Origin of the sequence: Enterococcus sp. 9D6_DIV0238 (genome assembly GCF_002174455.2) — a bacterium.
Classification (GTDB): Bacteria; Bacillota; Bacilli; order Lactobacillales; family Enterococcaceae; genus Enterococcus_L; species Enterococcus_L dunnyi.
Map to the genome: position 1 here is coordinate 352,800 of NZ_CP147246.1, position 25,526 is coordinate 378,325.

The 25,526-nt window shown below is 37.8% G+C and carries 27 protein-coding genes; 9 read left to right on the top strand and 18 right to left on the bottom strand.

Annotated features, from left to right (window positions below; genetic code table 11):
• Positions 1-21: 21 nt before the first annotated feature.
• The 6 genes from A5889_RS01635 to A5889_RS01660 form a co-directional block, all read right to left on the bottom strand.
• The gene (locus A5889_RS01635) at positions 22-855 is read right to left on the bottom strand and encodes a PRD domain-containing protein (protein ID WP_087640139.1); all 834 of its coding nucleotides are present in this window, start codon (positions 853-855) and stop codon (positions 22-24) included.
• Positions 856-1,159: 304 nt separating this feature from the next.
• A complete protein-coding gene (rpoE, locus tag A5889_RS01640) occupies positions 1,160-1,786 on the bottom strand; it encodes a DNA-directed RNA polymerase subunit delta (RefSeq protein ID WP_242585281.1) in 627 nt (208 codons plus the stop codon).
• Positions 1,787-1,861: 75 nt separating this feature from the next.
• Positions 1,862-2,296, bottom strand: coding sequence for a DUF1934 domain-containing protein (locus tag A5889_RS01645; protein WP_087640141.1), 435 nt, complete (start codon positions 2,294-2,296; stop codon positions 1,862-1,864).
• 296 nt (positions 2,297-2,592) lie between these two features.
• Positions 2,593-3,534, bottom strand: a complete 942-nt coding sequence (locus A5889_RS01650; RefSeq protein ID WP_087640142.1) for a sugar-binding transcriptional regulator — start codon at positions 3,532-3,534, stop codon at positions 2,593-2,595.
• A complete protein-coding gene (locus tag A5889_RS01655) occupies positions 3,531-4,526 on the bottom strand; it encodes an alpha-ketoacid dehydrogenase subunit beta (RefSeq protein WP_087640143.1) in 996 nt (331 codons plus the stop codon). Before A5889_RS01655 ends, A5889_RS01650 begins: the two co-directional genes overlap by 4 nt.
• Positions 4,523-5,521 (bottom strand): thiamine pyrophosphate-dependent dehydrogenase E1 component subunit alpha, encoded by a 999-nt coding sequence (locus tag A5889_RS01660; protein ID WP_087640144.1) that lies wholly within the window; start codon positions 5,519-5,521, stop codon positions 4,523-4,525. Before A5889_RS01660 ends, A5889_RS01655 begins: the two co-directional genes overlap by 4 nt.
• A gap of 193 nt (positions 5,522-5,714) precedes the next feature.
• Between A5889_RS01660 and A5889_RS01665 the strand changes: the two genes are divergently transcribed.
• The 4 genes from A5889_RS01665 (at position 5,715) to yidA (ending at position 9,351) form a co-directional block, all read left to right on the top strand.
• A complete protein-coding gene (locus A5889_RS01665) occupies positions 5,715-6,074 on the top strand; it encodes a hypothetical protein (protein WP_087640145.1) in 360 nt (119 codons plus the stop codon).
• Positions 6,067-6,915, top strand: coding sequence for a lipoate--protein ligase family protein (locus tag A5889_RS01670; RefSeq protein ID WP_087640146.1), 849 nt, complete (start codon positions 6,067-6,069; stop codon positions 6,913-6,915). Before A5889_RS01665 ends, A5889_RS01670 begins: the two co-directional genes overlap by 8 nt.
• A gap of 231 nt (positions 6,916-7,146) precedes the next feature.
• Entirely contained in the window at positions 7,147-8,517 is a 1,371-nt protein-coding gene (locus tag A5889_RS01675) for an HD domain-containing protein (RefSeq protein ID WP_087640147.1), read from the top strand.
• Between the two features lie 27 nt (positions 8,518-8,544).
• Positions 8,545-9,351: a sugar-phosphatase gene (yidA, locus tag A5889_RS01680; RefSeq protein WP_087640148.1), complete on the top strand. Its 807-nt coding sequence runs from the start codon at positions 8,545-8,547 to the stop codon at positions 9,349-9,351.
• 88 nt (positions 9,352-9,439) lie between these two features.
• On the opposite strand, the gene A5889_RS01685 is transcribed toward yidA, so the two are convergent.
• Positions 9,440-9,889 (bottom strand): NUDIX hydrolase, encoded by a 450-nt coding sequence (locus A5889_RS01685; RefSeq protein ID WP_087640149.1) that lies wholly within the window; start codon positions 9,887-9,889, stop codon positions 9,440-9,442.
• Between the two features lie 164 nt (positions 9,890-10,053).
• On the opposite strand from A5889_RS01685, the gene A5889_RS01690 reads away from it, so the two are divergent.
• Both A5889_RS01690 and A5889_RS01695 read left to right on the top strand, forming a co-directional pair.
• Positions 10,054-10,428 (top strand): VOC family protein, encoded by a 375-nt coding sequence (locus A5889_RS01690; protein ID WP_087640150.1) that lies wholly within the window; start codon positions 10,054-10,056, stop codon positions 10,426-10,428.
• Between the two features lie 232 nt (positions 10,429-10,660).
• Complete coding sequence (locus A5889_RS01695; RefSeq protein WP_087640151.1) at positions 10,661-11,380, top strand: gamma-glutamyl-gamma-aminobutyrate hydrolase family protein; 720 nt, start codon at positions 10,661-10,663, stop codon at positions 11,378-11,380.
• 87 nt (positions 11,381-11,467) lie between these two features.
• Here A5889_RS01695 and A5889_RS01700 read toward each other — a convergent pair whose 3' ends face one another.
• Positions 11,468-12,292 carry an aldo/keto reductase gene (locus A5889_RS01700; protein WP_087640152.1) on the bottom strand — a complete coding sequence of 275 codons (825 nt, stop codon included), beginning with the start codon at positions 12,290-12,292 and terminating at the stop codon, positions 11,468-11,470.
• Between the two features lie 372 nt (positions 12,293-12,664).
• Positions 12,665-13,681 (bottom strand): branched-chain amino acid aminotransferase, encoded by a 1,017-nt coding sequence (locus A5889_RS01705; protein ID WP_087640153.1) that lies wholly within the window; start codon positions 13,679-13,681, stop codon positions 12,665-12,667.
• A 167-nt stretch (positions 13,682-13,848) separates the two neighbouring features.
• On the opposite strand from A5889_RS01705, the gene A5889_RS01710 reads away from it, so the two are divergent.
• Complete coding sequence (locus A5889_RS01710) at positions 13,849-14,781, top strand: mechanosensitive ion channel family protein (protein WP_087640426.1); 933 nt, start codon at positions 13,849-13,851, stop codon at positions 14,779-14,781.
• A gap of 75 nt (positions 14,782-14,856) precedes the next feature.
• On the opposite strand, the gene A5889_RS01715 is transcribed toward A5889_RS01710, so the two are convergent.
• The 9 genes from A5889_RS01715 to racE all read right to left on the bottom strand — a co-directional run bounded on the left by A5889_RS01715 (position 14,857) and on the right by racE (position 23,487).
• Positions 14,857-15,984 carry an N-acetyldiaminopimelate deacetylase gene (locus tag A5889_RS01715; RefSeq protein ID WP_087640154.1) on the bottom strand — a complete coding sequence of 376 codons (1,128 nt, stop codon included), beginning with the start codon at positions 15,982-15,984 and terminating at the stop codon, positions 14,857-14,859.
• Positions 15,985-16,133: 149 nt separating this feature from the next.
• Entirely contained in the window at positions 16,134-17,339 is a 1,206-nt protein-coding gene (locus A5889_RS01720) for an ABC transporter permease (RefSeq protein WP_087640155.1), read from the bottom strand.
• Entirely contained in the window at positions 17,336-18,016 is a 681-nt protein-coding gene (locus A5889_RS01725) for an ABC transporter ATP-binding protein (RefSeq protein ID WP_087640156.1), read from the bottom strand. The genes A5889_RS01720 and A5889_RS01725 overlap by 4 nt, the downstream gene beginning before the upstream one ends.
• The gene (locus A5889_RS01730; protein ID WP_242585279.1) at positions 18,009-19,163 is read right to left on the bottom strand and encodes an efflux RND transporter periplasmic adaptor subunit; all 1,155 of its coding nucleotides are present in this window, start codon (positions 19,161-19,163) and stop codon (positions 18,009-18,011) included. The genes A5889_RS01725 and A5889_RS01730 overlap by 8 nt, the downstream gene beginning before the upstream one ends.
• 176 nt (positions 19,164-19,339) lie before the next feature.
• Positions 19,340-20,041: a 2,3,4,5-tetrahydropyridine-2,6-dicarboxylate N-acetyltransferase gene (gene dapD / locus A5889_RS01735; protein ID WP_087640157.1), complete on the bottom strand. Its 702-nt coding sequence runs from the start codon at positions 20,039-20,041 to the stop codon at positions 19,340-19,342.
• A gap of 75 nt (positions 20,042-20,116) precedes the next feature.
• Entirely contained in the window at positions 20,117-20,614 is a 498-nt protein-coding gene (cbpB, locus tag A5889_RS01740; RefSeq protein WP_087640158.1) for a cyclic-di-AMP-binding protein CbpB, read from the bottom strand.
• 183 nt (positions 20,615-20,797) lie between these two features.
• A complete protein-coding gene (locus A5889_RS01745; protein WP_087640159.1) occupies positions 20,798-21,313 on the bottom strand; it encodes a metallophosphoesterase in 516 nt (171 codons plus the stop codon).
• 10 nt (positions 21,314-21,323) lie between these two features.
• Complete coding sequence (gene rph / locus A5889_RS01750) at positions 21,324-22,670, bottom strand: ribonuclease PH (protein WP_087640160.1); 1,347 nt, start codon at positions 22,668-22,670, stop codon at positions 21,324-21,326.
• Entirely contained in the window at positions 22,663-23,487 is an 825-nt protein-coding gene (racE, locus tag A5889_RS01755; RefSeq protein ID WP_087640161.1) for a glutamate racemase, read from the bottom strand. The genes rph and racE overlap by 8 nt, the downstream gene beginning before the upstream one ends.
• 436 nt (positions 23,488-23,923) lie before the next feature.
• On the opposite strand from racE, the gene A5889_RS01760 reads away from it, so the two are divergent.
• Both A5889_RS01760 and A5889_RS01765 read left to right on the top strand, forming a co-directional pair.
• The gene (locus A5889_RS01760) at positions 23,924-24,652 is read left to right on the top strand and encodes an amino acid ABC transporter ATP-binding protein (RefSeq protein WP_087640162.1); all 729 of its coding nucleotides are present in this window, start codon (positions 23,924-23,926) and stop codon (positions 24,650-24,652) included.
• Positions 24,653-24,676: 24 nt separating this feature from the next.
• Entirely contained in the window at positions 24,677-25,495 is an 819-nt protein-coding gene (locus tag A5889_RS01765; protein WP_087640163.1) for a transporter substrate-binding domain-containing protein, read from the top strand.
• Positions 25,496-25,526: the final 31 nt, after the last annotated feature.

Below are 25,526 nucleotides of genomic sequence, written 5' to 3' on the forward strand. Positions count from 1 at the left end.
TTAGTTTCTCCCCTTATTCTTTTATTTGGTCATCCTCAAGCGTTCGATATGAATCGCGAGATAACCTAATTCTTCGTTTGGAACCTGATAGTGAAAGTTCCTCATTAACAAAACCTGGACTTTTTTAGAGATTTCATAGCTCTCCGCATATTTCTTGCGGACCACATCTAAAATTTCATCATCCAGTACTGCATATTGATTTTGCTGAAAACGGTGAATAAACAAGCGCAAATGATTGACTAACCTAGAATAACTTAGGCTCATCTTTTCATCATGAATATTGATCCCCAATTCTTGCTCGATTAAATGAATGATTTCTGAAACGATTGTGACTTCACGGATACTTTTACTATTATCCGTCCGCCCGCTGCGAGCACTATGAATATGGATAGCAATATAACCTGCCTCATCATAGCTAAATGGGATTTCCAATGTCTGTGTTAAATATTCAACAGCCCATTGTGCAATTGAAAATTCTTCACTATAAAGAATTTCGATCTCATTTAAAAGTTTGTTGCGCACAATGATATTGTTTTGAATATTTTCAGCCGCAAAGGCAATATGATCACTTAGCCCGATATTGATATGCTCATTTAGTTTTTCACCTAAAACCATCTCAGCATGTGCAATGATTTCTTCTGTTACAAAGAAATACTTTTCATCGATTTGTGATAGTAGAACTTGCAGTTTTTTTACACCGTCTGGTTCCATCACAAACATCCGCTCCACCTGTTGCGGGAATAACAAGTCATTTTTCTTCTTGTTAAAGCCCACTCCTTTGCCAACAGCTACTTTTTCCTGCCCGACATCTTCAACAAGTACTGCATTTTGATTAAGCACCTTTTTGATTTTCATAAACATTCCTCTTCTGCAGAAGTAGATCGTCCGCATTCACGTGCCAGAGCAACAAAAAAAGCATAGAACAATCCCGTCAAAATATGAGTATATCATATTTTAAAGAAATTCTTCCATGCCTAGTATTATCCAGTCACATGAAAACGCTATTCGTTTTGTTAACAGTGATAGTTTACAAAGATATAGACCATTTGTCAATCAATTTGTTTCTTTTTTTTCAAAAAATTGATCAAAAAAATTTTCCATTCAGAAAAATAAAAAAATCAGCGAATGTTTGTATGTAAAAACATTCGCTGAAATCAGTTTACTCTTCTTCTTCGTCGGCATACTCGTCTTCATCGTCAAAGTCGTCATCTACATCGTCTTCATCAATAATAGTCAAGTCTTCTTCAATGCCAGGAAGCTCTTCTTCTTCATCATCTGAATCTGCACCGATTTCTTGAAGATCAGAGTTGTATGCTTTGATTTCTTCATCCTCATCGTCATCATCATCATAAAGAATATCGTCTTCGTCTTCATCCGTTAATTCTGCATCTTCCGGATCATCATCGTTGTAGTCGATCACGTCTTCATCATTGGCATCAATGATAAAGGCATTGACTTTCTTACGTTTTCTACGGCGTGGTTTATCTTCTTCATCATCTTCTAAACCATGTGTTACTTCTTCGTCGATAGAATCGATTGGATACCATGAGCGCAAGCCCCAACGGTTATCTCCTAGAGAGATAAAACTGCCATCAATATTTAAGTCAGTATAAAATTGTGCTAAAGAGTCACGAATTTCGCTGTCAGATTTTCCAAGATAATTTTGAATTTGGTTTACTAAATCAGAGAAATCCATCACATCTTCACGTTGTTCTAAAATTGCGTGCGCAACTTCGATCATGGATAGTTCATCTTTGTTCAACCCGTCAAATACATTAATTTCCAAACGGTACACGTCCTTTCACAGTCTACTCTTTATCATACAAAAACATGAAGAAAAAATCAATTGATTCTTACATAATTACGCAGTAAATTCTAATTCTAAATGATATTCGCCGATTTTTTCTGCTTGAGAGTACAAATCATAGTCGATTAGAATGCTTCCTGCTACCGGCTGATCTTTCAAACTAAAGCGTAGATTGCGCGTGAACGTCGTGATTTGGAATAGTCCATAAGGAGTTCTGTAACTAGTATCTAAACGCTCTTGATAAGCAAATTTCAAACGCATCCGTAATCCTCCTGCGCGGATCAACTGAATTTTCCCATCAGGCTCGACCTTGATCGTAACAGGTACAGGTTCCCCCTCTTCCTGCTCTTCTTTATAACGAATATAAAGTGTATCGCCAATTTTGACGATTTGACCTTCTAAATCAAAATAAAAATTCTTCTTCTCTCCCTCTTGATCGACAATTGTCTTCAATTGAATCGACACTGGTGTTCCTTGTGATAAATCCATAATGACACGCTCCTTAATTTTAAAGTGGAATGAGCTCGTTCGACTTTGACAGAAAATAGGAAAATCAAATACGGTGCTTTATACCGCGTTATGATTTTATCTTTTTCTCGAAAAGTCAGCTCACGAAACTAGATAATAAAAGTGGAATGAGCTCGTTCAATTTTGACAGAAAATAGGAAAATCGAAAGGTGGTGCTCTTTACCACTTTGAGATTTTATCTTTTTCTCGAAAAATTAGCTCATGAAACTAGATAATAAAAACCGTCATATTTTTAATTCTTACCTAGAGTGCATTGTTCATAGCAATGCTTCTGCAATTGTCTGATCGATCACCAGTATTGTACAGCATTTACCGATCAGTAACGGCAAAATACTTTCTGCTTTTTCCTCACCAATGGCAATCACCATAACTTCTGGCATCTCAGCAAGATCTTCTACCTTGATTCCAAGCATTCGTTTGCTTATTTCATTGTTGACTGTTTGGCCATATTTGTCAAATAGTGACGCTACTGCATCTCCCTTAACTGCGGTTTGTTCGATCATATGTGCTTCCTCAACGCCAATATATCCTAATCTTTTCCAAGTAGAGCTTTCGTTCGGATTTCCAACACCAATAATTGCTAAATCCACATGTTTTGCTTGATCCATCGCGGTTTTGACTAGATCAGTCTTGTTTAAGATCTCAGCCAGTTCGATGCTTTCCGCAAGTGCAGGCGCATAAAAATACTGACAGCGGCTATTCAATTTTTCCGCTAAACGAAAAACTAAATGGTTCGTATCAAAATACAAATGCTCACTTGAAACCCCTCCGACTAGAGGACAAACTTTGATCGTAGGAAAAGAGCAATAAGGCATTTCATCGATCATATCCGCTAAGGTCGTTCCCCACGATAACCCAACAGACATATCCGGTGTCAAATGTTCTTTAAGATACATCGAAGCGGCACTGCTGACTTCTCTTTTGATCGCTTCGGGTCTTTTTTGTTCATTTGCAGGAATAACAAGTACGTCTCGCAATTGAAATTTTTTCTCCAAACGCAATCCTAATTCTACCACATAAGCTGATTCATCTTTGATTGAAATAGATACGATGCCACTATCTTTCGCTTGTTGGAGGATTTTAGAAACCACTGGACGAGAAATGCCCATTTTTTTGGCGATAACTGCTTGTGTCAGGCCTTGTTCGTAATACATTGTTACGATCTTCAACATTTTTCTTCGATTTTCACTGATCTTCATGCTTGATCCTCTTTATAAGACATCGATTGCTCGATTGCCTGAACGAGCGAATCAACTTGAGGTGTTGCTTGTGCTTCGAGTGATTTTTGAGCCGGCATTGGAACAAATTCTCCACCTAAACGTATAATCGGTGCAGCTAATTTTATTGCCAAATCAGATTCCGCGATAACCGCAGTCAACTCCGCACTAAATCCACTATTTTTAACAGCTTCAGTAGCTACGATCACTCGTTTGGTTTTTGCAACAGACTGAATCAATGTTTGTTCATCTAACGGTACTAAAGTTCTCGGATCGACTACTTCGACCGAAATGCCTTTTTTTTTGACGATTGCTGCTGCCTGTAATGCTTTGTCGACCATAATCCCAGTCGCTATGATCGTAATATCTGATCCCGTCAATTTTATATCTGCTACACCAAGCGGTAAATCATACGCTTTTTCTGGAACAGCTCCGCTTGTCTTATATAGTAATTTGTGTTCATAAAACATGACAGGATTATTATCTTTGATTGCCGCATGCAGCAACCCTTTTGCATCATATGCATTTGACGGCTGTACAACTTTCAAACCAGGAATATGCGCCATCCAATTCTCCAAACTTTGCGAATGTTGAGCGCCCGCACCTGTTCCCGATCCAGCTGCCGTTCGCATCACCAAAGGAACATTTGCTTTCCCACCATACATATAATGGATTTTTGCAGCCTGATTGACTAATTGATCCATAGCTACAGTGATGAAATCTGAAAACTGTAACTCCATTATCGGACGCATCCCTGTCATAGCTGCCCCTACAGCTGCTCCTGCAATCGCACTTTCAGAGATAGGCGTATCACGAACCCGTTGTGCACCATATTTTTCCTGCAAGCCTTGAGTTGCACCAAAACCACCGCCATAAATCCCAATATCCTCTCCCAAAAGAAACACACGTTCATCTTGAGCTAAAGCTTCGTCAAGAGCTTCATTGACTGCTTGTAAGTAAGTGATCGTTCTCATTTATTCTCCTCCGCATAGACATGTGTCCAAAGATCATTGCTTGTGGGTTCTTCATCTTGTTTGACAGAAGCAACAAGACTTGAAAACTCATTTCGGATCGACCCTTCCAGTAAACGAATATCTTCTGGAGTCATCTGATCTTGTTGGATCAACTTCGTTTCCAGCCGAACGATTGGGTCATTATATTTTTGCCATTGACGGCATTCTGCTTCTGATCGATACATTAGTTTATCCGATTTTGAGTGACCCTTATGCCGATAAGTCAATGCTTCAATAAGTGTAGGGCCGCCGCCATTTCTTGCCTTTTCAACGGCTTTAGCAACCGTTTGAGCAACTTCATCCAAATCATTACCATCGATTGTAATCCCTTCGATACCATAGCTTTTTCCACGTTCAGACAGCAGGTCGATATTGACCATATGCTCGATCGAGCTGCTCATTCCATATTGATTGTTTTCGATAAAATATATCACCGGCAATTGCCAAATAGACGCTAAATTCAATGCTTCATGAAAGCTGCCTTCATTGGTGGCTCCGTCGCCAGCATAGCATAACACTACTTGATTTGACCCTTGCATTTGGGCACTAAGAGCTGCTCCAGCTGCAATCGGAAAACCAGCGCCCACGATACCATTCGAACCTAGATTACCAACATCTAAATCGGCGATATGCATACTACCGCCCTTTCCTTCATTCGTTCCTGTTTTTTTCCCTAACATTTCAGCAAACATTGCACGGATGTCTGTTCCTTTTGCAATACAATGCCCATGGTTTCTATGTGTAGACACAATCCAGTCACTTTGATCAAGAATGCCGGCTCCACCGACCGCTGTTGCTTCTTGACCTATACATAGATGCATTGTGCCATGCAACTCTCCCTCATCAAAAAGTTGCTGGATCATTTCTTCGAATATTCGAATCTCCCACATTTTTCTTAATGCAGAAACATTATCAAGTCGACCATTCTTTTCGGTCATGCTTATTTTCGGATTCATGCACTTGCTCCTTTACAATTGTTCATCTTGTGATCATATGTAAATATATTATAGTTTTCCTGCTTCAATAGCAAGATTTTCTCCATCTTTTTTTGATTTCTTTAAGATTTTTCAACTTTAGTTATTATTTATCCGCAATGAAGCATGATTTTTCGCTTAAATCGTATATAATAGATAATGGAGGTGGATAAAGATGTTATTTCACGATGAAAAAGCAATGCTCTTTTGTATGCATTGTCAAAAAGAAACACTACATGATATTCAGTATATGAATGAAATCATTTCCAGCATCGAATGCGTTGAATGCCATAACCAGATGAGTATTGACATTGATGCGATGAATCAATTTTATCACTACTTATACGAACGCTTAGTTTCAAAACCCGGTCGCTTAACAGAAGAAGCCCGTCAAGATTTCAGTAAATTTCTCGCAACGATGCCTATGCGTATCATCAGCAAGCCAATGCGGTTTACAAATGAATATAACCAGATGAATAAAGAAGTAAAAGATTATGTCTCTCGGGTGAAGCAGGATGACGATGCAGATGAATAGTTTAGAACGTTTATCCCACTTCGATTCTATCTTTTTGTATGATCAGCAGTGTTTGACTCAAAAAGATTATTTTTTGCCTTTTGCCTTAACTGATGTTCTGACGACATATACAGGTATCCACCAACAGCCGATCATCCATTTTTGGCAGTTAGATCAAGCGATGATCCTTGGAATGAAAGACACTCGTGTCACTGACCTTTCAGCTGGTCTGACCTCTTTAGAAAAGTCTGGCTATCATCCTGTTGTTCGTAATGCAGGCGGATTGGGCGTGATTGCAGATGAGGGCGTCTTGAACATCTCACTGATTTTACCAAATACTGCTGATAAAAAGCTGAGTATCGATCAGGGGTACACGCTGATGTGGGAATTGATAAAGCTTACGTTTGAAGATTCTACGCATAAAATCAATGCTTTTGAAGTGACAGAATCTTACTGCCCAGGCACTTTTGATTTAAGCATTGATGGAAAAAAATTTGCAGGAATTGCTCAACGCCGCGTCAAAGATGGTATTTCTGTTATGATTTATTTAAGCGTAAACGGAGATCAACAAAAGCGTAGTGAGAGTGTCCGTGATTTTTACAAAGCAAGCTTAGGGATAGATTTCGGCAAAAATGGTTACCCACCTGTCAATCCGGCTGTCATGGCAAATTTGGAAGACTTACTTCAGATCAGACTCTCTGTTGATGACGTCAAACAAAGGCTGTTTGATACATTAGTATCAAAAAATGAATTTACAGTAAATGACCAAGCTCTTTCTACGTTACTTCGATCAGAATGGTTTATCACTGAAACAGATAAACAACTCGAAAAAATGAAGCAGCGTAATCAGCTATTAGATTAATTTTTTCAAAAATAATTTTCGGCGTGAGATAAAGTAAAAAAAATCAGCTTTATTTTGCACTCTGAAACTTAAAAAAAGGTGGAAACAAAAGTAGATAAACTGTGTTGCATAGTACCTACTTCACTTTGTTCCGATCACATCAATCTCTAAATATCAAAGATACTAAGAATTGAAGGACTTGGTTTTCGGAGCCTGATACTTTTGTCCCATCCTCACTAAAGGAGTGAACAGATGCCAACCCCATATAAACACCAAATTTTACCGATCGAAAAAGTCTTTCGTGACCCTGTTCATAATTATATCCACGTGCAACATCAGGTAATCCTTGATTTGATCAATTCTGCAGAAGTTCAACGACTACGTCGAATCAAGCAGCTCGGCACGTCCTCTTTTACTTTTCATGGTGCAGAGCATAGTCGTTTTGCTCATTCATTGGGCGTCTATGAGATCACACGCAGAATTTGTGATATTTTCCAGCGAAATTACTCTGCAGAATATTTAGGTGAAGAAGGTTGGGATGATAATGAACGATTAGTGGCACTTTGTGCTGCTTTGTTGCATGATGTCGGCCATGGTCCCTATTCTCATACGTTCGAGCACATTTTTAAAACGGATCATGAAGCAATCACCGTAGAAATCATTACCTCACCTGAAACAGAAGTTTTCCAGATATTAAATCGCGTGTCGGCTGATTTTCCGGATAAGGTAGCTAATGTTATCAAGAAAACCTATCCTAACCCACAGGTCGTTCAAATGATTTCGAGTCAGATCGATGCTGATCGAATGGATTATCTTCTTCGTGATGCATATTTTACAGGAACAGAATACGGTACATTTGACTTAACCAGAATTTTACGCGTGATTCGTCCATATAAAAATGGCTTGGCCTTTGCAATGAATGGTATGCATGCTGTCGAAGACTATATCGTCAGTCGTTATCAGATGTATGTGCAAGTCTACTTCCACCCTGTTTCACGTGGTATGGAAGTGATTTTAGACCATCTGCTTAATCGCGCAAAAGAGCTATATGAAGAAGCACCAGAAGATTACCAGCTTCATTCTCAGTTACTGGTTCCTTTCTTTAAAGGAAATTATTCATTGCAGGATTATTTGAAATTGGATGACGGTGTTTTGAATACTTACTTTACTCAGTGGACGTCATTGCCAGATCCTATTCTGACAGATTTAGCAAATCGATTTTTGATTCGTAGACCACTCAAATCAGCCACTTTTTCAGGCAATCGCGATTCTGTCACAATCAGGCATTTAAAGGCATTGATCGAAAAAGTTGGTTACAATCCTCAATATTATACAGCGATCAATTCGAGCTATGACCTTCCATATGATTTTTATCGGCCGGAAAAACATAGTCATCGCACCCAAATCGAGATTATGCAAAAAGATGGTACTCTGGTCGAGTTATCTAAAGTTAGTCATTTAGTTGCTGCTTTAGCTGGTCAGACCCAAATCGATGAACGCTTTTTCTTTCCAAAGGAAATGATCGACCCAAAAAGACAGCAACATTTTGATTTATTCGATGACACGTATCGTGAATTTGCAGCCTACATTCATAACGGTGCATTAGTCGAAGGAAAACAATAATTAAAAAGAGAGATACAGGAGGAAGTTATGTCAGTCAAATTAGTAGCAATAGATATCGATGGAACACTACTTGATTCAAACAGAAAGATCACACCGAAAGTGAAAGAGACACTTCAAAAGGCCAATGAAAAAGGTATTTACATTGTTCTTTGTACTGGTCGTCCATTACCTGGAGTGAAGGATCAGTTAACTGAATTGGATTTATATGGTGATAATGATTATGTTATCACTTATAATGGCTCTTTAGTTCAAGCTACCAAAACAAATAAAATCATTTCTGAATATTCTTTAAGTTATGATGACTTTTTAGAAATCGAATTGATGTCTCGCAAAGTTGGTACTCATCTGCATACGATCGATGACAAAGCAATCTATACTGCAAATCGTGATATTGGGAAATACACTGTTCACGAAGCTTATTTAGTGGACATGCCTTTAAAGTATCGTACTGTTGAGGAAATGACACCTGATTTGTCAATTATCAAAATGATGATGATTGACGAGCCGGAGATTTTGGATAAAGCAATCAGCCAGTTACCGGAAGAATTCTCTAATAAATATACAACAGTTAAAAGCACAGATTTTTATTATGAGATTTTAAACAAAGAAGCAAGTAAAGGAAATGCACTAGCAAAATTAGCTGATCATTTAGGAATCCAACAATCAGAAGTTATGGCTATCGGCGATAACGAAAATGACTTATCTATGATCGAATATGCCGGAATCGGTGTAGCGATGGGTAATGCGACTGAGAGTGTGAAACAGGCAGCAGATATTCAAACCAGCAGTAATGATGAAGACGGTGTTGCTGAAGTTTTATTAAAATATTTGTAACAAACAAGGAGCAGGCACATAACTCTATGAGTTATGCCCTGCTCCTTTTAAAAATGAGTCATCAGTGGAACCTATCTATTTCGATCTCTTAGTGTAATAAACTCGCTTGCCATTTTTTTACTGCCCATTTATGACTGCCGCGCTTCAATAGAGAGCTCCCCTCTTCTACGCTGACCCATTCAATTCCATTTGTTTTTTCTAAAGGTTCACAAATTTGTTTCCAAGCATCTGCAACGAAAAAGTACCCAGGATTATAATAATCGGTACTACGATGTCTTGAGTGAAAATATTCGTCCGCTTGCCCTAAATAAGAGCCGATAGCTACTTCAATACCTAATTCTTCGATCATTTCACGATCTATAGCTTCTTCTTTAGTTTCCCCTTTTTCAATTTCTCCGCCTGGTAAAAAATAGGCCCCATTTGGTGCTTGGATTAAAACAATCTCACTATTGTTTTTTCTGGAAATAATAATATAAGCACCTAACCTTTTTTTATAGACCAACTTTTCCGATTTTTCACCGAACGACGGTGTTTCCATACAAACAACTCCCTTTTCGTTTAAGTCAATTTTACATGAGAATTTTCTAATGAACAAGTATTATCTAAACTTTTCAATCACAAATCGAGGAATATTTGTGCTACTATAAGATTGTCAGTAGATTTTTCTACGATAGATTTATATTTGAAAGGATGATACCTCATATGAAAATGGCCCATACTTGTGTACGTGTCAAAGATTTAGAAGCATCTCTAGAATTTTACCAAAAAGCTTTCAATTTTGAAGAAAGTCGCCGTCGTGATTTTCCAGAACATAAATTTACATTAGTCTATCTAACACTTCCTGGCGACGGATACGAACTTGAGCTAACATATAATTACGATCATGAAGCATATGATTTAGGTGATGGCTATGGTCATATCGCTATTAGTACAGACGAAATCGAGAAACTTCACGAAGAACAAAAAGAAGCTGGTTTTAATGTTACTGACATGAAAGGTTTACCTGGTACTCCGCCATCGTATTACTTTATTACTGATCCCGATGGATATAAAATCGAAGTCATTCGTGCTCGTTAATCACTAAAGAAGAGGAGATAAAACTCACTTCGAACAATCGGTCCTTTTTTCGCGAAGTTGCCGAAGAATCTGACTTTTGGCCCTCATTTATTAAGAGTTAGTATCTAAGACAAAACCGTTTTTTAGTTTTGTCTTGGGTATTTTTTTATTGGTGTCTCATAAAGCTATTTCTATTCTTTTTTTGAGAAAGAATGATAAACTATTGCTACATGATAATAAAGGATGTGTTTATATGCAACAAATAATAGGCATTGCTGCTAACCAAATTATTCAACACGTTGATGTTTTTCACGGAAATCACGTAACGTATACTCCACAAGGATTTGTAACGGCTGTTCAGCAAGCGAACGGATTACCTTTAGTATTACCGATCGGATCAAAAGAAGCAGCGAAAGCATATATTGAAAAAATCGACAAATTATTGTTAGCTGGCGGACAAGATATATCTCCTGATTTATTTGGAGAAGAACCTCACCCAAAGCTTGAAGAAACGAATCGAAACCGTGATCTTTTTGAACTTGCATTGATCGAGGAAGCACTCAAACAACAAAAACCAATCTTTGCTGTATGCCGCGGTATGCAATTACTCAATGTCGCTTTAGGCGGAACATTGTACCAAGATCTCTCATTATATGCAAATTGGAAAGTCAAGCATGTTCAACAGCCAACACAACCACAGTTCGCGACGCATGATGTAAACATAGAAAAAGATAGCGCTCTCTATCAACTTTTCGGTGCAAAAGCTCGGGTCAATTCTTACCATCATCAAGCGATCCACACATTAGCTGATACATTAAAGGTCAGTGCTACTTCTACTGACGGACTGATAGAAAGCATTGAGTCAATTGATCCTGTACAACGTATTCTAGGTGTTCAGTGGCATCCTGAATTACGTTTTGAAGCTGAAAGAAACGAGTTCAAACTGTTCGACTATTTCGTCAATGAGCTTTAGCCATTATCACAAAAATAAAAGTACGGGACAAAACTTATCATTCGTTTTGTCCCGTACTTTTTATTTTGCTCTCTTTATTTTCGCTAACTAAAAATCAAAATTGTCAGGATCTGGACCAATACGTTCATTTGTATTCAACTGATCGATTCGTTCCATTTCATCCTTACTTAATTCAAAATCAAAAACATCGAAGTTTTGTTTGATTCGATCCTCATGCACTGATTTTGGAATAACAATGATATCATTTTGTAAATGCCAGCGAATGATAACTTGTGCAGCAGTTTTATTATGTGTTTTCCCAATTTCAACCAAGACTGAATTTTCAAGGATTTTCCCTTGACCTAAAGGTGACCACGCTTCTGCAGCAATATTATGCTCAGCTAAGAAACGACGTAAAGGCTCTTGTGTTAATGTTGGGTGTATTTCAACTTGATCGACAACAGGTTTTACCGTTGCGTCTTTAAGGAGATCCTCAAGGTGATGTTCGTGGAAATTAGAAACACCGATTGCTTTTGCTCGGCCACTATGATAAATCTCTTCCATCGCCCGCCAAGAATCTTTATATTTCCCTTCAACTGGCCAGTGAATCAAATATAAGTCGACATAGTCTAACCCAAGTTTCTCTAAGCTCTTATCAAAGGCTTTAAGAGCTGACTCATATCCTTGGTCCGCATTCCATAATTTAGTTGTAACAAAAATCTCTTCTCTAGGAACTCCAGACTGACTAATCCCTTCTCCTACGCCTTCTTCGTTTTTATAAGCTGCAGCAGTGTCGATCAAACGATATCCTGTTTCAAGCGCCCATTTTACAGAATTTACTGCTTCTTTCCCATCTTCTACCTTCCAAACGCCTAAACCTAAGCGAGGAATGATAGAACCATTAGCCAATTCTTTTGTTGTTTCAAAAGACATACATCGGTCATTCCTTTCCATATAAAATTTTTTCTTACTTTATTATACTCCTAAAGTATCCAGATGAAAAACAACTCATTTTATAAAAAGCCCTGTTTTCCTAAATTGATAACTTTTATAAAAGAGTTAATAAGTTAAAAAAGAGCTTTAAATCAGCTTATACATAGACTCTCCACTATTAATCACACCTTGATCATTCTATTTTGGGAGCTGCAAGTTTCTCAATCTGATGAAGACTTATTAATCGCAAAGTAGCGTCCATGACAACCTGCCTTTTTTTATTTTCTGTATCTAAGCTAAGTCTTTTAAAGAAACAAAAAAACTCGAAAGTCACTTTTAACAAGTGAGCTCTCAAGATTTTATTGCAAAGTTCTATACGCTGATATTTCTGATCCAGCCTGATGGTCCTGGAATATCACCAAATTGAATGCCTGTAAGCTCATCATATAATCTTTGAGTGACTGGACCAACTTCATTTTCACTGTAAAACACATGAAAATCATCTCCAACTTGGATCCCGCCAATCGGTGAAATGACAGCAGCAGTTCCGCAAGCTCCGGCTTCTTTATATTGATCCAGCGAATCAAGATAAACATCTTCTTCTACCGCTTCCAAGCCCAAATTGTGCTCGGCAAGATGCAAAAGTGAATACTTTGTGATACTCGGTAAAATAGATGGAGACAATGGTGTAACGAAACGATCGTCTTTTGTGATTCCAAAGAAATTAGCTGAACCTACCTCTTCGATCTTTGTATGTGTCGCCGGATCAAGGTAGATACAATCTGAAAAACTTCGCTCTTTTGCTTCTTCACCTGGAAGTAAGCTTGCAGCATAATTTCCTCCAACTTTGATCGCTCCTGTGCCATGAGGGGCCGCACGATCATATTCTGAAACCACAAAATTAGTCGGTACTAAGCCGCCTTTAAAGTAAGCACCAACTGGCATACAAAACACAGTAAACAAATATTCAGGGGCTGGATGAACTCCGATCCCTTGACCTACTCCGATCAACAGCGGACGGATATAGAGGGTTCCACCACTTCCATAAGGTGGAACGAAAGCTTCATTTGCCTTTACTACCTCTTCAACTGCTTGAATAAATTTTTCTTCTGGAACTTCAGCCATCAATAGTCTTTTGGCACTGCGGTTCATACGCTTTGAGTTCTCATCTACTCTAAATAAATTGATAGAACCATCTTTGCACCGATAAGCTTTAAGCCCTTCAAAACATTGCTGTCCATAATGGAGGGCTGCAGAGCCTTCATGTAAATGAAGAACATTATCTTCAGTCAGTTTCCCTTCATCCCATTGACCATCTTTCCACATCGAAATATAACGAAAAGGTGTTTTTATATAGTCGAAGCCTAAATTATCCCAATCTAATGTCATGCAATCACTCCTTATTTTCAGAATATTGTAACATATTCCCAATCACTTTGTTAACCTTTTTACAGAAATAATGACATCTTTTTTCAATTTCAAGTATAATATGAAGAGGACAAATGGAAGAGGAATGCTTTCTCCTTTCAAAACAGTCAAAGAAAGTTGGGTTATTATTGCTTATTTTGGGACAATCTATTTCCAGCAGTACATTAGACAGCACGACAGATTCTACGCTTGATATAAAAGTAGCCACTGAACGAAAAGTCAATGCTCTACAGCGTTTTTGGAACGATATCAATTGGGATCACATTTTAGCTGTTGTGATTGAAAAAACGATCTATTTAGTTTTATTGATTTTACTTTTTATCGTTTTAAATCGTATTGGAAAACTATTGATCGATCGAGCATATAACAACTATAGCAAAAAGCAATCTTTTAGCGAAAGTCGTCTAAAAACTTTGCATACATTGATCATCAATGCGTTTCAGTATACATTATTTTTCTTCTTTATTTATTCTTTATTGACAACTGTCGGTGTTCCTGTAGGGTCCTTACTTGCTGGTGCTGGGATCGCAGGTGTAGCAATTGGTTTAGGCGCACAAGGATTTATGAATGATATCATTACCGGCTTTTTCATTATTTTAGAACAACAGATGGATGTTGGTGATTATGTTCGTCTGACTGCCTTAGGTATTGAAGGAACTGTGACTTCCGTTGGTCTAAGAACGATTCAAATGAAGGCTCTTGACGGAACTGTCCATTTTATCCCTAATCGTAATATTACAACTATCAGTAACCTTTCACGCTCTAATATGCAGGTGTTGATCGATGTGCGGATTATTCCTGATGAAGGATATGACCAGATCGTTGCAGTCATCGAACAGGTAAATCAGGAGCTTAAAGAAAAATATTCCGAAAGTATCCAGTCTGGACCAACGGTTTTTGGAATGGTTGATTTAGGCAACGGAAACTTTGCTATTCGGACGACGATGTATGTATTAAATGGAAAACAAGCAGTGATCCGAGAAGAATTTTTGGCACAGTACGTCAAAAAATTGTCAGAAGCGAATTTCTCCATACCAAATACACCGATTACTTTAAAATAGATGTTTTCGTCTTATCGTTTATTCGTTTTAAAAGGACTAGGGCATAACTCTACGAGTTATGCCCTAGTCCCTCTTTTATTTATCTAATGATTTTAAAAATGCAGAAATGTGCTTGACTGCGAAAGGAATCGCTTCTTCTTTCGGATCGAATTTAGCTGAATGTAGTCCATAAACACTATCTACACCTAACCAAAACATTGTTCCCGGAACCTTCGATAATAAATACCCAAAGTCTTCACCTGTCATCGCTACTCCCGCTTCATAAAATGAAACCTCTTCTTCTTGTTCCATAAAACGCATAAAACGCTCTGTTGTCACTTGATCATTGATAACAGGAACATACCCTTTTTGATCTAAAAAAACATCTACCTCGCAATTAAATGATTTTGCAATTCCCTCTCCAATTTCCCTGATTCTTTTTTGAGTCAATTGATTCATCTCATCTGTAAGTGTTCGAATCGTTCCAGAAATCGTTGCTTTTCCAGCGATCACGTTTGTAGCACTTCCTGCATTGAACGTCCCAAAAGTCACAACTGCTCCTTCTACCGGATTAACATTGCGGCTGACAATCGTCTGAGCTTGCTGCACAAAACTCATACCAGCAATGATCATATCATTGGAATCTTGAGGAAACGCTGCATGTCCGCCTTTGCCAACCAATGTAACTTGTACCTCACAAGTCGCAGCAAACAACGTTCCAACTTTGGTTGTGATCGTTCCTACCGGCAGATCAGGATTGACATGCAATCCGTAAAATTCATCAGGCAACCATTCTCCAAAGGCACCTCCGTCATACATCAACATTCCTCCTGCTTCATTTTCTTCAGCAGGTTGGAAAAGGAATAAATAATTATTTTCAGGTTGCTCTTTTGCTAACTGTTCCAATAGTCCTAAAGCAATCGTCATATGAAAATCGTGCCCGCAGGCATGCATGAATCCCTCTCGCATCGATTTAAAATTAGAAATAACCTCTTCAGTAATGGGTAACCCATCGATATCTGTCCGCCAACCGATTGTTTTTTTAGGGCTTTTCCCATGGATAAAAACTAAAATACCTGTCTGCCAAACCTTTACTTCTATATAGTCCTTCTCAATTTGACGGATCAACGTCAATAGTTTTTTTTGTGTTTCAATTTCTTCCAAGCCAATCTCAGGTATTTGATGCAACTGTCTGCGAATCTCTATCAATCGATCATTAATCACTATTTATCTGCCTCTTTTCTATTTCATAAGACTTATTGTTCAACAAAAAAAAGAATCTGTCAATCGTTGAATTACGCTAACACTGATTGTCGAGAAAATAAAAAAATAAGACCAAACAAGATTTCTGTTTGGTCTTACTTCAGTAGCAACTATTTCATAATATCGATTAGATCCTTTTTAGAAGCTGCTGATGCAGGCATATAACTAAACGCGATCCCAATCAAAGCTGAAATTCCTACTGCTAAGAAGATTGTAAATAAATCTGGGCGAACCGCAAACGGTAAAAATAGAGAGGTCAAAAGCCCTAAAAGCATACCAAGAAGATAGCCGATCAAACCGCCAAGTAAAGTCAATGTCAGTCCTTCTGCCAAAAATTGTTTGCGAATATCTTTCTCTGTTGCTCCCAACGCACGACGAATACCGATTTCTTTTGTTCGTTCAGAAACAGAAATGTACATCATGTTCATCACACCCACACCTGCAATAAACAATGAAATTCCAGCAACTGCAGAGATAAACAACGTTAAGTTATCTAAAATTTTACCCATTTCAGCAATATCTGATTTAGGGTTATACTGTTCATATTCTCCAACATTACGCAAACTACCATTAAAATTCAACTGCTTCAATACTTCTGCAGTGATTCGTTCCTTATCTCGTACATTTTCTACTTCTAAATTTAAAATTGATTGGCTTTCCTTTTTCTTAAAGTAACGATCATAACTGTTTATCGGAAAATAAGCCAAAGGTGCTTGATTTTCCATCGATAACGTGCCATTTTTATTAGCAGTAATACCGACGATCGTAAATAATTCGCTGCCAACTTCAAACCCTTTCCCCAATGCTTGCTCAGGGTCACCATATAATTTTTGTGCTAAAATCTCATCGATCACAACAACTTTATTCAATGTTTCACTGTCTTTGGGTTCAAGTTGACGGCCTTTCAATAATTGAAGAGTCGTTTGTTCCACACGTTCAACTGTTTTTGTCAACTTCTTTTCTCTGATATGAATTTCCACTTGACGTTCAGTCAATTTTTGCTTCGGCTCGTAAAAATCTACTTTCTTAACACCTTTTACATTTTTTATTAAATCTAAATCACTTTTTTTAAAAACTTCATTTTCAGTGAATGCATTAGCAACATCATAATAATTAAACGTTAAATTGTTGACGTTTTCGTTAGTGTTAGTCATTGACATTTTATCGATCATATCTCGTTTGAACCCATTACCGATCGACACGATCGTAATTACTGATGCAATACCGATGATTATGCCGAACATCGTCAGAAAGCTACGTTTTTTATTTTTTAAAATAGACTTTAGTGCTGTCTTCCAGAGAACATAACTTTTCATTTAATCAGCTCCTCTTCCAAGATCATGCCGTCTTTTACACGGATCAATCGATCACAGTAAGAAACCATTTCTGGATTATGCGTAACTAAAATGATCGTTGCGCCTTCTTTACGATTTAATTCCTGAAATAACTGCATGATGTCTTCTGAGGTCTTTGAATCTAATGCGCCTGTTGGTTCATCTGCAATAATAAATTTAGGAGAATTGACGATTGCCCTAGCAATCGCCACACGTTGCTGCTGACCACCGGAAAGCTGTTTCGGATATTTATTGCCCTTATCCGGCAAGCCTACTTTTTCAAGAACTTCCTGAACTCTCTCTTTGGTATTCTCGTAAGCTGATCCATTATAAAGCAGTGGTAATTCAATATTTTCAAAAACCGTATTATTTTCAATCAAACTAAAATTTTGGAAAACAAAACCGACAGAGCGATTTCGAATCGCAGAAAGATCTTTATCTGAAAAATCAGTGATTTCTTTTCCTTCAAAAAGATATTTCCCTTCAAATTTCTTATCAATAAAACCGATCAAATTGATCAAGGTTGATTTACCGGAACCAGACGGCCCCATGACTGCCACAAATTCCTTTTCATTGATTTCAAAGTTGATATCTTTCAGCACATGAAGTTGTTCTTCTTCCAGTGAGTAATACTTGTTTATATGTTCCAGTTTAATCATTTTCGACCACCTGCACTTCTGCATCGTTTTTTAATGATTCATCAGGATTATCAATGATTGTCATTCCTTTTGAAACACCGGATTCTACAACTTTAGCATTATTGCTGTCAGAAAGTTTCACTTCAGTTTTTTTAGCTCGGCCATTTTTATAGATATAAACAAAAGTTTGTTTGCCTTCGGTCACAATTGCACTTTGAGGTAAGATCAATTGAGGCTGCTGCAAAGAAACTTGTGCTGAAGAGCCATAGGGCCAAGGAAAATCACCTTCTACAGTAAACTCATAGGTCGGGATCTCGCTTTCTCCGCCAGTACTTGTTTTAGGTAATTGATTGATTGTTCCAACTTTCCCTGCAACTTCTTGGTTTGAACCGATAGAAGTAACACTAACTTCCTGACCTGTTTTTAATTTTGAAAGATCATACTCTGTTACAGTTCCTTTAATTTGTTTTGATTTGCTCAAAACTCTTACCAAAGGAATATCTAATGACTTTTTCCCAGCTTCATTCACGATTGCAATTCCATCTTGGGTAGCTTGGACTGTCGTCACGATTTTTCCTTGCTCCGTTTCCAGTGCTGCTGCTTCGTCATTCACATCAGTATTTGCTAATTCTAATGCCTGTTGTGCTTGAATCACTTCACTATTAGCAGCAGTCAATTCAGTTTGTTGCTGCTCTACCTTACTTTTTAGTGTTTCTTTTATTTCTGGATCAGTTTCACGATCCACGTCTGCTTTACTTTGGTTTAAAGCAGCTTGTGCCTCATTGTATTTCGTTTGTGCATTCGTTAAGTTTTGCGCAGCTTGTTGTGCTGTCAAGCTACTTTTATTTACTGTTCGCTGTTGTTGATCGGCGCGAGTCTGAGCATCACTATTTTGATAGTTCAGCACTACTTCTCCAGCTTTGACTTCCTGTTCATTTTTGACTGGGATCGATGCGATCGTTCCTAAAGTTTGATCATAAAAAATATCTTCGCTTTGAGTAGCGCTGATTTCTCCTTTTAGTACAAGAGGATCTAGCGGCTCCAGCTTAAATGCACTATAACTTGGTTCACTATTTTTATTTGAAGAAGATAAGAAAAAATATCCTCCGATCCCTAAACTAAGAATAACGCCGCCGATAACCCATTTTACTTTTTTGTTCTTCATCATCATAATTCCTCCTACAATCTATCTAATAATGATTATAGATGTTTAATGACACTTCAAAAAGCGAATAAACGAACAGTTTTCTTACATATTTGAAAGCTTAAAAAAGAATAGATGAGACAGCCTAAGCGTCCCACCTATTCTTTTTTTCATATCTCGTTATCATTTAGTGTGGATGATCAAAGCTTTCTCAATTCATCCAGCATCGTTGTTTTACTTTTAGTTTTAGCATCGATATCTTTGATTTTTCTAGCAGGAACTCCCGCAACAACTGTGTACGGCGCAACATCATCGACCACAATTGCACCAGCAGCAACCACTGCTCCTTCACCTACTCTAACGCCTTCCAAAACAACGGCGTTTGCTCCGATCAAGACATTGTCCTCAATTACGACAGGTTGAGCACTTGGCGGTTCAACAACACCAGCCAGTACTGTTCCAGCACCAATATGACAATTCTTACCTACGGTTGCTCTTCCACCTAAAATTGCACCCATATCGATCATTGAGGATTCACCGATCACCGCCCCAATATTAATAATAGCACCCATCATAATGACCGCTTGATCCCCGATCTCCACTTGATCACGAATAATCGCTCCCGGTTCAATACGTGCGTTGATTTCTTTAATATCAAGCATCGGGATCGCTGAATTTCGAGCATCATTTTCAACAACGTAATCCTCGATCGCTGCTTCATTTTCACTTAGAAAAGCCTTAATATCTTCCCATTCTCCAAATAACGTTCCTGTTTTGCAGTTCGTAAAAGCTTGGATCGTTTCTGGAAACGTAACTTCTTTTAGCTTTCCTTTCAATGTCACCTTGACAGGCGTTTTCTTTTTGGCATTTCCAATATAATTGATAATTTCATATGCGTCCATTAAATAACTCCCTTCAAACTTTACAGTAAAATAATCATTTTACAGATTTTTAGCTTAACAGAAAAACGAAAAAAATCAAACAACTTTTATTTCTCGATGATCCTCTTCTGATTTTGGTAAAATGATATTTTTTCGCTCTAATTCGTGAGCCATATGATTGATTGCTTTAAGTAGCTCTTTGCGCGTAATGATTCCTTTGAATCGTTGATTATCATCAACAACAGGTAAAAATGCTGCATCTACTAATAAATGTAGAATATCCTCCAGTTCCCAATTTTCACCGATCACAGGAACATTGACCTCCATCACATCTGCAACCGTAAATTCTTTCAATTTATCAAAATCAACCGAGCTGATATCAAACATTTTATCTACAACATCTGATAAACTGATCAATCCGACAAATCGGTCCCCTTTATCCAAAACAGGAATTTTTGAATACTTTACTTGTGATAAAACCAATAATGCATGACTAAGCGGATTCAAACACATTACGTTTGCAACGTTTTCCGCAGGTATTAAAAATGTATTTTCTTTTTCTAATAATAATTCTTTTACAGCAGATCCAATCATTGGAGTGCCTCCATTTCATTTTCTTTGCCACAAACTCTATTTTACCGAAAACGGATGCAAATGTCTTGAAATTCAAACTTTTTTCATAACTCTTAAAAAAAATTAAGCTTTGAACACAATTTCTTCACTTTTAAAAAGCAAGGTGAAAACAAATCGATTGTTCAACACCTTGCTGTTAGATGATCAATATTTGCTAAAATTAAATGATAGCTCTTTAAATGGCTGATGATTCCGTCCAAAATATTGAACATGGTATTTATCTTCTGTACTTTCAATGATCGCATACGATTGTAATTGGATCGGTCCTCTGGGCAGCCGAATACTTCCAGGATTCAGGTATAAAATATTGGCCCGGACTTCACAGCCGATTTCATGTGTATGACCAAATAGTGCGATATTGGCAGAAGCCTGTGATGCTTGCAAAGAGAGCGTCGTTAAATCATAACGAACGTTTGCCAGATGCCCATGTGTCATAAAAATCGTGTCCATTTCAGTTTTTTCAACAATTTTCTCAGGAAATGCCGGATCATAGTCGCAATTTCCTTTCACAACTTTAAAATCCTGCCATAAGGAATCGGTTGGTTCAAGTTCTGAATCACCACAATGGAATATTCGTTCGACTTTGCCACGATAGGTTTCAGCCAAATCCACTAAAACATCACGATCTCCATGATTGTCACTCACTACTAAATATTTCATTGATTTCCTCCTACTTTTTCAACCAATCTTCCCATTGATCTTTTAATTTTGCGACTGCTTTAGCTCTATGGCTGATCTCATTTTTGCGTTCATCAGACAATTCTGCGGCAGTTTTTTGTTCTTCGGCTACGAAAAATAATGGATCATACCCAAAGCCATGCTCACCTCTTGGAATCGTACCAACAATACCTGCCCAATCACCTTCAACCACTAAACTTTCCTTATGTGGTGCTGCAAAAACAAGGGTACAATGAAATGTTGCCGTTCTTTTTTCTGGCGGTATTCCCGTCATTTCATGAAGTAATTTCGCATTGTTCGCAGCATTGTTCGTTGGTTCACCTGCAAATCTTGCAGAAAAAATCCCTGGTCGTCCGCCTAATGCATCAACGATCAAACCAGAATCATCAGCCAAGACCGGCTGTTGTAAAAGTTCAGCAATCGTTTCCGCCTTTAAACGTGCGTTTTCTTCAAATGTCTTTCCAGTCTCTTCCACATCTGGAAGCTCTGGATAATCTAATAACGTTTTTACCTGATAGCCTTTTTCTGCAAAAATTTTCGTAAATTCCTTTGCTTTTCCAGGGTTTCTAGTTGCAATAACGATCGTATTTTCCTCTACAGAATGGTTTTGTAGATCGGGTGCTAAAAGTGCTTCTTTTTGATACGCAATCAGCTCTTCGATTCCCGTTTTTCCATAAAAAAGCAAGGCATTCAGCTCATCTCCCGAAAAAGTGGATTCCTCTCCCGTCCCTTGGAGCTCCACGAAATTTCCTGATTCTGTCATCACTAGATTCATATCAACTGCAGCAGCAGAGTCTTCTTCATAATCTAGATCCAAGACACAATAACCATCCTCTAAAATTCCCGCGCTGACAGCTGCCAAGTATTCTTTGATCGGATCTTCTTTTAATTCTCCATTTTTCATCAGTTTGTCTACTGCTAACTTCATTGCTACAAATGCTCCTGTAATACTTGCCGTACGTGTTCCTCCATCTGCTTGTATTACATCACAGTCAACGATGATACTTCGTTCTCCAAGTTTAGTCAGATCCACCACTGCACGTAAAGAGCGGCCGATCAGCCTTTGGATTTCCATTGTTCTGCCCGTCAATTTTCCTTTGGCGCTTTCGCGAATATTTCGGGTGTTGGTTGCACGCGGTAGCATACTATACTCCGCTGTGACCCAACCCGTTCCCTGATCTCTTAAAAATGGTGGAACCTTTTCTTCCACCGTTGCTGAGCAGATGACTTTTGTATCACCAAATGAAATGACTACGGAACCTTCCGGATGTTTATAGACATTCGTCTCAATGATGATCTTTCTCAATTCTTTTGCTTGTCTACCATCATGTCTATTCATTCTTTAACTTTCCCCCTAATCGAATCTGTTTTACAGTAAGACCTTCTAAACCTAACCATTCATCCGCAATTTCTTTGAACATTTTAGCGGAACCTGTCGTATAAAATTCATGAGGTGCCTTTTCTGATGATGGTGTATTAGCAAGGTCAAAATAATCTAAAAGCATACTAACTTCTCCCACTGTCTCAGCACCTGAGTCAATCAGCTTTACTTGATTGCCCATCACATTTTGGATCAACGGACGCAACAACGGGTAATGCGTACATCCCAAAATCAATGTATCCAGCTTTTTAAGCAACAATGGATGCAATGTTTCTGATACTACCTTCTTAGCAACCGAAGAATGTGTTTCATTACTTTCAACGATCGGAACAAACTTAGGACAAGCTAAACTACTAACAAATGTTTTTGGCGCTTTTCCTTTCAATGCGTATTCATACGCACCACTTTTGATCGTACCAGCTGTTCCGATCACTCCAACTCGATTATTTTTTGTTGCTTTCAATGCCGCTCTAGTACCTGGAAGAATCACGCCAACTACAGGAATATCTAATTGTGCCTTGATAGACTCCAATGCTACAGCAGTTGCAGTATTACAAGCTATCACTAGCATTTTTATATTTTTATCTAATAGAAAATCAGTCATTTCCCAGGAAAACTGGATAACTTGTTCGGCTGGTCTAGGACCATAAGGGCAGCGCGCTGTATCACCTAAATAAATCAACTGCTCATTGGGAAGCTGCTTTAACGCTTCCTTAACAACCGTAAGTCCTCCGACTCCGGAATCCATAAAACCTATCGCTCCACGATTATTCAAATTGATCAAACCTTTACAGTATATTTCAACACTTTTATTTTCTACTTTTTAACGTCTTATTTCAAGTTTAATTATCAAAGCTCCTCTATTATACCATTCTTCTTGATGTTTTTTTATTGTTTGTTATCCATTAACAAAAAAAACTAGCAATCTCTTTTTTCATATGTTATAATTTCTAACATTAACAAACGAATAGAATTATGATTATTAGATTAGATTAAAAAGATAAATGTGCTTAGAAAAAGAATATTCTTTCGGAGTAAAAAACGAGGCATCTGTCAATGAACGACGATAAAACGCTTTTTCACAAAATTCTATTTTGTTTCATTTCATTGAAGGTAATACTTTTTCTTTTTTCTTGCACTATTCTTTTGTCCTATTCACTCATAATCTTTTGATATTCATGTGATAAATCTATACATAAAGGAGATTTGCTATGATTTCGTTGGAGCATGTAAATAAGTTTTTTGGAGAACATCACGTCTTGAAAGATGTTTCTTTAAATGTCAACGAAGGGGAAAAAATTGTTATTATCGGACCTTCTGGTTCGGGAAAAAGCACTTTGATTCGCTGTATCAACCGTTTGGAAAAAGTTAGTGATGGACATATTTTCGTTGATGGGATCGATATAACGGAACCAAAAGCCCCTGTGCAGGAAGTTCGCCAAAAAGTAGCGATGGTCTTTCAGAACTTCAATCTTTACGCTCATAAGACAATTATTCAAAACTTGACCCTAGCCCCTATCAAAGTAAAAGGTGTCAGCAAAGAAGAAGCAACCAAAACTGGTATGGAATATTTAGAAAGAGTCGGACTTGCAGACAAAGCAAATGCTTACCCTTCGCAACTTTCAGGCGGACAGCAACAACGGGTCGCCATTGCTCGGGCATTGAATATGCATCCGGAGATCATTCTTTTTGACGAACCAACATCAGCGCTTGATCCTGAAATGATTCAAGAAGTATTAGATGTAATGATCGATTTGTCTAAACAAAATATTACAATGATCTGCGTTACTCATGAAATGGGATTTGCCCGTCAAGTAGCCGATAAAGTGATTTTTATGGATGACGGTCAAATTATTGAGACTGGGACTCCTGAACATTTCTTTACAAATACACAAAACGAACGTGCAAAAGAATTTTTAAGCAAAATCATTCATAATTAATGATAAAAATAGGAGGAATTGAATATGAAAAAGATGAAAAAAATTGTAGGAGCCCTTTCCCTTACTTTATTACTTGGTTTAGTTGTAGGCTGCAGCAGTGGAGATGATACAAAGTCAGCTGATTCATCAGGTAAAACGACAGATCTTCAGAAAATAAAAGATGCGGGTGTTATCAAAGTCGGTGTAAAAGAAGATGTACCTAATTTCGGTTATATGAATCCTGATACGAATAAAAACGAAGGAATGGAACCAGATATTGCTCGTTTGCTTGCAAAAGAGTTGACTGGCAGCGAAGATAATGTTGAATTTGTCGGTGTAACAGCTAAAACTCGTGGTCCTCTTTTGGATAACGGTGAGTTAGATATGGTCATCGCAACCTTTACGATTACCGATGAGCGAAAAGAAACTTATAACTTCACTACCCCTTACTATAAAGATGAAGTAGGCTTCCTTGTAAGAAAAGCAGATAAATTTACAGATACTAAGAGTCTTGATGGAAAAACGATCGGCGTTGTTCAATCTTCGACAACAAAAGATGCGATCGAGAAGCAAGCAAAAGAATTAGGTGTCACATTTAAATATCAAGAGCTAGGTTCTTATCCAGAATTAAAAACTGCATTAACGTCAAAACGTATCGACGCTTTTTCTGTCGACAAATCTATTTTGACCGGCTATGTGGATGATAATACTGAAATTCTCAAGGATGGATTCTCACCACAAGAATATGGGATTGCAACTAAAAAGTCGAATACTGAGTTAAATGACTTCTTGAATGAATCGATCGAAAAATGGGAAAAAGACGGAACATTAGATAAAATCTACAAAACATGGAATCTAAACTAAATCCCAGTCGATTTTATTTAGTTTTTCTGGA

What these genes read in the sequence shown, in the direction of transcription:
- A5889_RS01665 (WP_087640145.1), top strand. Translation starts at nt 5,715, where the DNA reads ATGTTATTTCACGATGAAAAAGCAATGCTCTTTTGTATGCATTGTCAA.
- A5889_RS01700 (WP_087640152.1), bottom strand. Translation starts at nt 12,292, where the DNA reads ATGTCTTTTGAAACAACAAAAGAATTGGCTAATGGTTCTATCATTCCT.
- A5889_RS01645 (WP_087640141.1), bottom strand. Translation starts at nt 2,296, where the DNA reads ATGGATTTATCACAAGGAACACCAGTGTCGATTCAATTGAAGACAATT.
- A5889_RS01745 (WP_087640159.1), bottom strand. Translation starts at nt 21,313, where the DNA reads ATGAAATATTTAGTAGTGAGTGACAATCATGGAGATCGTGATGTTTTA.
- A5889_RS01660 (WP_087640144.1), bottom strand. Translation starts at nt 5,521, where the DNA reads ATGAATCCGAAAATAAGCATGACCGAAAAGAATGGTCGACTTGATAAT.
- yidA (WP_087640148.1), top strand. Translation starts at nt 8,545, where the DNA reads ATGTCAGTCAAATTAGTAGCAATAGATATCGATGGAACACTACTTGAT.
- A5889_RS01650 (WP_087640142.1), bottom strand. Translation starts at nt 3,534, where the DNA reads ATGAAGATCAGTGAAAATCGAAGAAAAATGTTGAAGATCGTAACAATG.
- A5889_RS01670 (WP_087640146.1), top strand. Translation starts at nt 6,067, where the DNA reads ATGAATAGTTTAGAACGTTTATCCCACTTCGATTCTATCTTTTTGTAT.
- A5889_RS01690 (WP_087640150.1), top strand. Translation starts at nt 10,054, where the DNA reads ATGAAAATGGCCCATACTTGTGTACGTGTCAAAGATTTAGAAGCATCT.
- A5889_RS01705 (WP_087640153.1), bottom strand. Translation starts at nt 13,681, where the DNA reads ATGACATTAGATTGGGATAATTTAGGCTTCGACTATATAAAAACACCT.
- A5889_RS01685 (WP_087640149.1), bottom strand. Translation starts at nt 9,889, where the DNA reads ATGGAAACACCGTCGTTCGGTGAAAAATCGGAAAAGTTGGTCTATAAA.
- A5889_RS01655 (WP_087640143.1), bottom strand. Translation starts at nt 4,526, where the DNA reads ATGAGAACGATCACTTACTTACAAGCAGTCAATGAAGCTCTTGACGAA.
- A5889_RS01720 (WP_087640155.1), bottom strand. Translation starts at nt 17,339, where the DNA reads ATGAAAAGTTATGTTCTCTGGAAGACAGCACTAAAGTCTATTTTAAAA.
- A5889_RS01730 (WP_242585279.1), bottom strand. Translation starts at nt 19,163, where the DNA reads ATGATGAAGAACAAAAAAGTAAAATGGGTTATCGGCGGCGTTATTCTT.
- A5889_RS01635 (WP_087640139.1), bottom strand. Translation starts at nt 855, where the DNA reads ATGAAAATCAAAAAGGTGCTTAATCAAAATGCAGTACTTGTTGAAGAT.
- rph (WP_087640160.1), bottom strand. Translation starts at nt 22,670, where the DNA reads ATGAATAGACATGATGGTAGACAAGCAAAAGAATTGAGAAAGATCATC.
- A5889_RS01675 (WP_087640147.1), top strand. Translation starts at nt 7,147, where the DNA reads ATGCCAACCCCATATAAACACCAAATTTTACCGATCGAAAAAGTCTTT.
- A5889_RS01765 (WP_087640163.1), top strand. Translation starts at nt 24,677, where the DNA reads ATGAAAAAGATGAAAAAAATTGTAGGAGCCCTTTCCCTTACTTTATTA.
- dapD (WP_087640157.1), bottom strand. Translation starts at nt 20,041, where the DNA reads ATGGACGCATATGAAATTATCAATTATATTGGAAATGCCAAAAAGAAA.
- cbpB (WP_087640158.1), bottom strand. Translation starts at nt 20,614, where the DNA reads ATGATTGGATCTGCTGTAAAAGAATTATTATTAGAAAAAGAAAATACA.
- A5889_RS01760 (WP_087640162.1), top strand. Translation starts at nt 23,924, where the DNA reads ATGATTTCGTTGGAGCATGTAAATAAGTTTTTTGGAGAACATCACGTC.
- A5889_RS01695 (WP_087640151.1), top strand. Translation starts at nt 10,661, where the DNA reads ATGCAACAAATAATAGGCATTGCTGCTAACCAAATTATTCAACACGTT.
- A5889_RS01725 (WP_087640156.1), bottom strand. Translation starts at nt 18,016, where the DNA reads ATGATTAAACTGGAACATATAAACAAGTATTACTCACTGGAAGAAGAA.